Annotated in this window: 7 protein-coding genes; 1 reads left to right on the top strand and 6 read right to left on the bottom strand. The window is 67.3% G+C overall.

All coding sequences use genetic code 11. The features are described from left to right. A partial coding sequence (locus ACRDUX_RS11580) for an SPFH domain-containing protein (protein WP_526413984.1) occupies positions 1-864 on the bottom strand: 864 nt, incomplete at its 3' end. Between the two features lie 19 nt (positions 865-883). Next, positions 884-1,315, bottom strand: a complete 432-nt coding sequence (locus ACRDUX_RS11575; protein ID WP_526413982.1) for an NfeD family protein — start codon at positions 1,313-1,315, stop codon at positions 884-886. 61 nt (positions 1,316-1,376) lie between these two features. On the opposite strand from ACRDUX_RS11575, the gene ACRDUX_RS11570 reads away from it, so the two are divergent. After that, a complete protein-coding gene (locus ACRDUX_RS11570; RefSeq protein WP_526413980.1) occupies positions 1,377-2,252 on the top strand; it encodes an Rv1486c family protein in 876 nt (291 codons plus the stop codon). Here ACRDUX_RS11570 and ACRDUX_RS11565 read toward each other — a convergent pair. From ACRDUX_RS11565 to ACRDUX_RS11550, 4 genes are read right to left on the bottom strand one after another with little or no spacing between them, the layout of a single operon-like run. Then, positions 2,218-3,267: a ferrochelatase gene (locus ACRDUX_RS11565; protein WP_526413978.1), complete on the bottom strand. Its 1,050-nt coding sequence runs from the start codon at positions 3,265-3,267 to the stop codon at positions 2,218-2,220. The genes ACRDUX_RS11570 and ACRDUX_RS11565 overlap by 35 nt on opposite strands. Then, complete coding sequence (gene inhA, locus ACRDUX_RS11560) at positions 3,267-4,076, bottom strand: NADH-dependent enoyl-ACP reductase InhA (protein WP_526413976.1); 810 nt, start codon at positions 4,074-4,076, stop codon at positions 3,267-3,269. The genes ACRDUX_RS11565 and inhA overlap by 1 nt, the downstream gene beginning before the upstream one ends. Positions 4,077-4,104: 28 nt before the next feature. Then, a complete protein-coding gene (gene fabG1 / locus ACRDUX_RS11555) occupies positions 4,105-4,821 on the bottom strand; it encodes a 3-oxoacyl-ACP reductase FabG1 (RefSeq protein ID WP_526413974.1) in 717 nt (238 codons plus the stop codon). A 38-nt stretch (positions 4,822-4,859) separates the two neighbouring features. Continuing rightward, on the bottom strand, positions 4,860-5,867 hold the full coding sequence (locus ACRDUX_RS11550; RefSeq protein WP_526413972.1) for a vWA domain-containing protein: 1,008 nt from the start codon (positions 5,865-5,867) through the stop codon (positions 4,860-4,862). Positions 5,868-6,003: the final 136 nt, after the last annotated feature.

Below are 6,003 nucleotides of genomic sequence, written 5' to 3'. Positions count from 1 at the left end.
GCCCTTGGCCATCAGTGGCAGCGTCTGCAGGTACTGGTAGGCCAGCATCTCGGGCGTCGGGCGGCCGGCCTTGATCGCCGCGAACGTCTTCTCGATGGCCTTGGCCTGGCCCTGGGCCTGCAGATAGGACGCGGCGCGTTCACCCTGGGCGCGCAGCATGCGGGACTGGCGGTCCGCCTCGGCAGCCAGGATGGCGGCCTGCTTGGCGCCTTCAGCGGAGAGAATCTGGGCCTGCTTCTGCCCTTCGGCCTGTTTGATCGACGCCTCTCGGTTGCCCTCGGCGGTCAGGATCATCGCCCGCTTCTCGCGGTCGGCGCGCATCTGCTTCTCCATCGAATCCTGGATCGACGGCGGCGGGTCGATGCTGCGGAGCTCGACCCGCGCGACGCGCAGTCCCCATCGGCCGGTGGCCTCGTCGAGCACGCCGCGGAGCTGGCCGTTGATCTGGTCGCGCGAGGTCAGCGCCTGCTCCAGCGTCATGCCGCCGACCACGTTGCGCAGCGTGGTGGTGGTGAGCTGCTCGACACCAACGATGTAGTTGCTGATCGCGTAGACGGCGGCCTTCGGTTCCGTCACCTGGAAGTAGACGACGGTGTCGATGTTGACCGTCAGGTTGTCCTCGGTGATCACGGGCTGCGGCGGGAACGACACCACCCGCTCCCGGAGGTCCACCCTGGCCCGTACCTTGTCGACGAACGGCAGCAGCAGCGTGAGCTGACCGGAGACGGTCTTGCTGTAGCGGCCCAGCCGTTCGATGACCGCGGCCTCGGCCTGCGGTCTCACCTTGACCGACTTGACGACGACGATGATGGCGAAGATCACCAGCACCGCTGCCAGAACCAAGCCGAAGACGGCACCCTCCATTGCAGTTCCTTCCTAAACCTCAGATGGCCTTGAAGACGACGGCGGTGGCGCCGTCGATTTTGATGACGGTGACGTGATCGCCCGGTTCGTAGACGTCGTCGTCGTCGAGCGGCCGCGCCGTCCAGACCTGGCCGTCGAGCTTCACCTGACCCTCGTGGCGCGCCACCCGGTCGAGCACCAGCGCGGGCTTGCCCTCGAGGGCCTTCATCGGCTCCGGGAGCCCGGTGCCCGCGGCGAACCGCCGCCGTAGCGCGGGCCGCACCAACACCAGCAGGAGTACCGACACCACCAGGAACACCGCGCCGTCGGTCCAGATCGGCCAATCGAACACCGCGGTGGTCCCGGCGGCGGCCAACGCGCCGCCGCTGAGCATCAACAGGAACAGATCACCGGTCAATGCCTCAGCACCTGCCAGCGCAAGCGCTGCGATGAGCCAGATCAGAGCGGGCATGCGGCCAGCCTAGCCGTCGAAACCCGCCCGTCGGGCCGCCAACAACTACACTGCGTGCATCATGTGGTGCCCCAGCGTTTCTCTGTCGGTATGGGCCAACGCCTGGCTTGCGGGCGTTGCCGCCCCTGACGACGTCCTGGATGCATTGTCACTATGGGCGCCAAGGCATTCCGTGACTGCGTATGACTCCGTCGCTGCGGGCCGAACCGGGCTGCCCTGGCCGGATCTCACGGACGCGGGAGCCGTGTCGATGTTGCAGACGCTGCGCACGGCGGCCGGTCCGCCCGCCAGCGAACCCGCGATCGGCGTGGCGCTGCCCATCCCTGGCGACGTCCGCGGGCTCGCGGCGGGCACACAATTCACCGTCGACGCGATCTCGGCGGGTGAGGCCCTCACGGTTTCGAACGGCGGGACGGGCGCAATCGGCCTGGTTCCGGAGTTCGCGTACGACGAGAGCGATCCCGATTACGACCACACCGACGACGAGTCGACCGACCACTATCCGGAGCCGGTTGCCCTGGCGTGGACCGTCTACTCCCTGCCGGTGGTGCCGGTGAGCGAGCACCTGGATCTCGGTCATGCCGAGTATGAGCTGCGCGCCGCCGTTCGCTCGGCCGCCGACGCGCTTGGCACTCTACGGGCGGGGATGACGGCCACCGACGTCGCCGATCCGCGGGGTCTGGTCGAGCAGGTCCTCGAGTCGGCGCGCTTGCACCGCCCGCCCGATCACGCGCCGGAGCGCGCGCTACGGGTGTTGGAGAACGCCGCCCACGTCGATGCGATCATCACGGTGAGTTCCGGGCTCATGCCGATCGGCCTTCAGTCGTCATCGGAGATGCAGATCGCGAACGACGCCCTTCGACCGCTGGCCGGCGTGGTGCGGTCTGCGCGGCTGGCCGCGGTCAACGCGATCCTGCAGTCGGCCTGGCGTCGCTAGTGCAATCGGGTGTGCACAGCGATCCGTCGACGCTGAATCCGTAGCCGGGAACCGGTCGCGGGCCGAGCACCCTGGCCGGGTCCCGTCCCTCGCGCAGTTCGTCGATCAGGTCGACCGTCAGCCGGGCGAAGCGCCGCTGTGCGTTCGGCGTCGTCGCACGAGCGAACGCGACCCCCGCCGCATGGGCTTGCTCGCTGAGTTCGTTGTCGAGATCCCAGACCACCTCGATGTGGTCGGAGACGAAACCGATCGGACAGACGATGACGGCCTCGGTGCCATCGGCCACCAGTGCGGCGAGGTGGTCCGATACGTCGGGCTCCAGCCACGGCACCTGCGGCGGACCCGATCTCGACTGCCAGACCTGGTCGTAGTCGACGTAACCCGCGGCCGCCGCCACCAGGCTTGCCGAGTAGGCAACCTGATCGGCGTACAGGCCCGGCCCGCAGCGCGACGCCGCCCGCAGTGGGATCGAGTGTGCGGTGAAGATCAGCCGGGCATCGTCACGCAGGTGCTCGGGGAGGCTCGCGGCGGCTTCGGCGATCGCGTCGGCGAACATCTCGATCAACAGCGGGTGGTCGAAGTACTGCCGCAGTTTGACGAGTTCGGGCGCATCCGGCCCGACCGCGAGACGTGCTCGGGCGATGTCCTCTTGATACTGGGTGCAGCCCGAGTAACCGCCCCAGGCCGATGTGGTGAACACGGCCGCACGACGGATCCCGTCCGTGCGCATCTGCTTGACGGCGTCCTCGACGTACGGTTCCCAGTTGCGGTTGCCGAAGTAGACGGGCATGCCGCTGCCGCGGTCGGCGAGTTCCGTCTCGATCTGCTCGATCAGGACGCGGTTGATGCCATTGATCGGCGAGACCCCGCCGAAGTGCAGGTAGTGCTCGGCGACGTCGTCAAGACGCCCGGGTGGGATGTTGCGCCCGCGGGTGACGTTCTCCAGGAACGGGCGCACCTGCTCGGGCCCCTCGGGCCCGCCGAAGGACAGCAGCAGGAGCGCCTCGAACTCCATCAGAGCAATTGGGTACTTGCGCCGCCGTCGGCATAGACGATCGTGCCGGTGGTTGCGGGCAGCCAGTCGGACATCAACGCGCACACCGTCTTCGCGACGGCGGTGGGATCCTTCATGTTCCAACCAAGTGGGGCACGCTGGTCCCAGCCCTCCTCGAGGAGCTTCATCTGATCGCCTGCCGCTTCGCCGAGTGCGCCGCCGACGATCGCGCTCATGGCCAGTGTCCGGATCGGGCCCGCGGCAACGAGATTCGAACGCACGCCGTACTGGCCCGCCTCACGCGCCACGAAACGGTTCACCGACTCCAGTGCGCTCTTGGCGACGGTCATCCAGTTGTAGGCAGGCATCGCGCGGGTCGGGTCGAAGTCCATGCCGACGATGCCGCCGCCGGAGTTCATGATCGGCAGCACGGCCTTGGCCAGCGAGGCGTACGAGTACGCGGAGATGTGAATGCCCTTGGCGACGTCCTCGTACGGTGCGTCGAAGAACGGGTTGATCCCCATGCCGGTCTGCGGCATGAAGCCGATCGAGTGCACGACGCCGTCGAGCTTGTTGCCCTCCCCGATCACCTCGGTGACGCGATCCGCCAGGCTCGCGAGGTGCTCGGAGTTCTGCACGTCGAGTTCCAGCAGCGGCGCCGGGTTCGGCAACCGGTCGGCGATGCGCTGGATCAGCTTCATCCGGTCGAAACCGGTGAGCACCAGCTCGGCGCCCGCCTCCTGCGCCACCCGCGCGATGTGGAATGCGATCGAGGAATCGGTGATGATCCCCGTGACGAGGATGCGCTTGCCTTCGAGAAACCCTGCCATGAAAAGTCCTTTACTCGTGACGAAATGCTTAGTGGCCCATGCCCATGCCGCCATCGACGGGGATCACTGCGCCCGCGATGTAACTCGCATCTTCGGACGCCAGGAAGCTGACCGCGCCCGCGACCTCGGCGGCGGTGCCGACTCGCTTGGCGGGGATGAACTCCAGCGCGCCCGCCTGTATCCGGTCGTCCAGCGCGCGGGTCATCTCGGTGTCGATGTAGCCAGGGGCCACGACGTTGGCGGTGACGCCTGCCTTCGACAGCTCCCTGGAGATCGAGCGGGCCATGCCGATCAGACCCGCCTTGGAGGCCGCGTAATTGGCCTGGTTGCCGATGCCCCAGCTGGCGGAGACCGACCCCACGAAGATGATCCGGCCGAACCGCTTGCGCTGCATGCTGCGCGATGCGCGCTGGGCCACCCGGAACGCCCCGGTGAGGTTGGCGTCGATGACCTTCTCGAACCTCTCCTCCGTCATCCGGATGAGGAAGGCGTCCGCGGAGATGCCTGCGTTGGACACCAGCACCTCGACGGGACCCTGGTGCGCCTCCACCGCCGTGAAGGCGCGGTCGACGGCGTCGTTGTCGGTGACGTCGCACTCGACGCCGAAGAGGCCTTCGGGCGCGCCCGAACCACGGTGTGTCACTGCGACGTTGTGTCCATCGGCAGCCAGCCGCTGAGCGATAGCCAGACCGATGCCGCGGTTGCCGCCGGTGACGAGTACGGAGCGCGAAACGAACTCAGGCATGCCCGCCAACCTATCGTCTCGCCCGGCTGAGCTGGAAATCAGCCGGGCAAACGGCGGTTGATCAGGAGGGCGGCGAGTGCCGCAAACGCCAGCACCAGCGAACCGAGCCTGAGCCACCCCACACTGGCGTCGCCCTTGATGGTCTCGTACCCGATCTGTTCCTGCAGCGAGGTGAACACCGCCTTGAGCTGCTCCAGGCTCGATGCGGTGTATGCGTTACCGCCGGACAACTCCGCGATCTTCTGCAGCATCTCGTCGTCGACCGGCACCGGTTGGCGTTGGTCGTTGATCTCGACGTAGCCGTACTTGGTGCCGAAGGAGACGGTGGAGATCGGTACGCCCTGGTCGTCGGCCGTGCGGGCGGCGGTGTATGCGCCCTTCGGGTTGTCGGGGTTCGACGGCACCGTCTCCTTGCCGTCCGACATCAGCACGATGCGCGCAGGAGGCGGTTTGTCGCCGCCGCCGATGACCGCGCCGACGGTCGCGATGGCCTGCAGGGCGGTGAAGATGCCCTCACCGGTCGCGGTGCGATCCGCAAGTTGAAGCTTGTCGATGGCAGCCTTGGTCGTGTCGCGATTGGTGGTTGGCGAGACGAGCACGGTGGCGGTGCCCGCGTAGGCGATCAGACCGAGGTTGATGCCTGGGGTCAGCTGGTCGGCGAACTGCTTGGCGGCCTCCTGGGCCGCGGCCAGCCTGCTGGGTGCGACGTCGGTGGCGCGCATCGACTGCGAGACGTCGATCACCAGCATCACCACGGCGCGGTTGCGCGGTATCCGGACGTCATTGGTGGGTCCGGCCATGGCGACCGTGAACAGGACGAGTGAGAGCACGAGCAGCACGGCGGACAGGTGCCGCCAGCGGGCAGGCCGCTTGGGCGCCACGCTCTCCAGCAGTTCCATGTTGGCGAAGCGCAGCATTCGCTTCTGCCTCGTCACCTGCACGATGACGTACAGGGCGACCAGGGCGAGCACGACGAGGAGGAACAGCAAGAACCACGGACTCTTGAAACCCGAAAGGCTCATCGGGCCTAGCAACGGTAATGTCATGTGCCACTTGTCATTTCAGTAATCGGTCCGCGTGGACGCGCCGGAAGGCGCTCATTCGCCGACGAGCGCTCATCGGGCAGCAAGGGCGCCCCGACGTCGGTTGGCGACGAATCGGACCACATCGGCGATCCAGTCC

This window comes from Mycobacterium sp., from assembly GCF_050701675.1.
Lineage (GTDB): Bacteria > Actinomycetota > Actinomycetes > Mycobacteriales > Mycobacteriaceae > Mycobacterium.
This window is presented reverse-complemented; position numbering and strand designations above follow the sequence as displayed.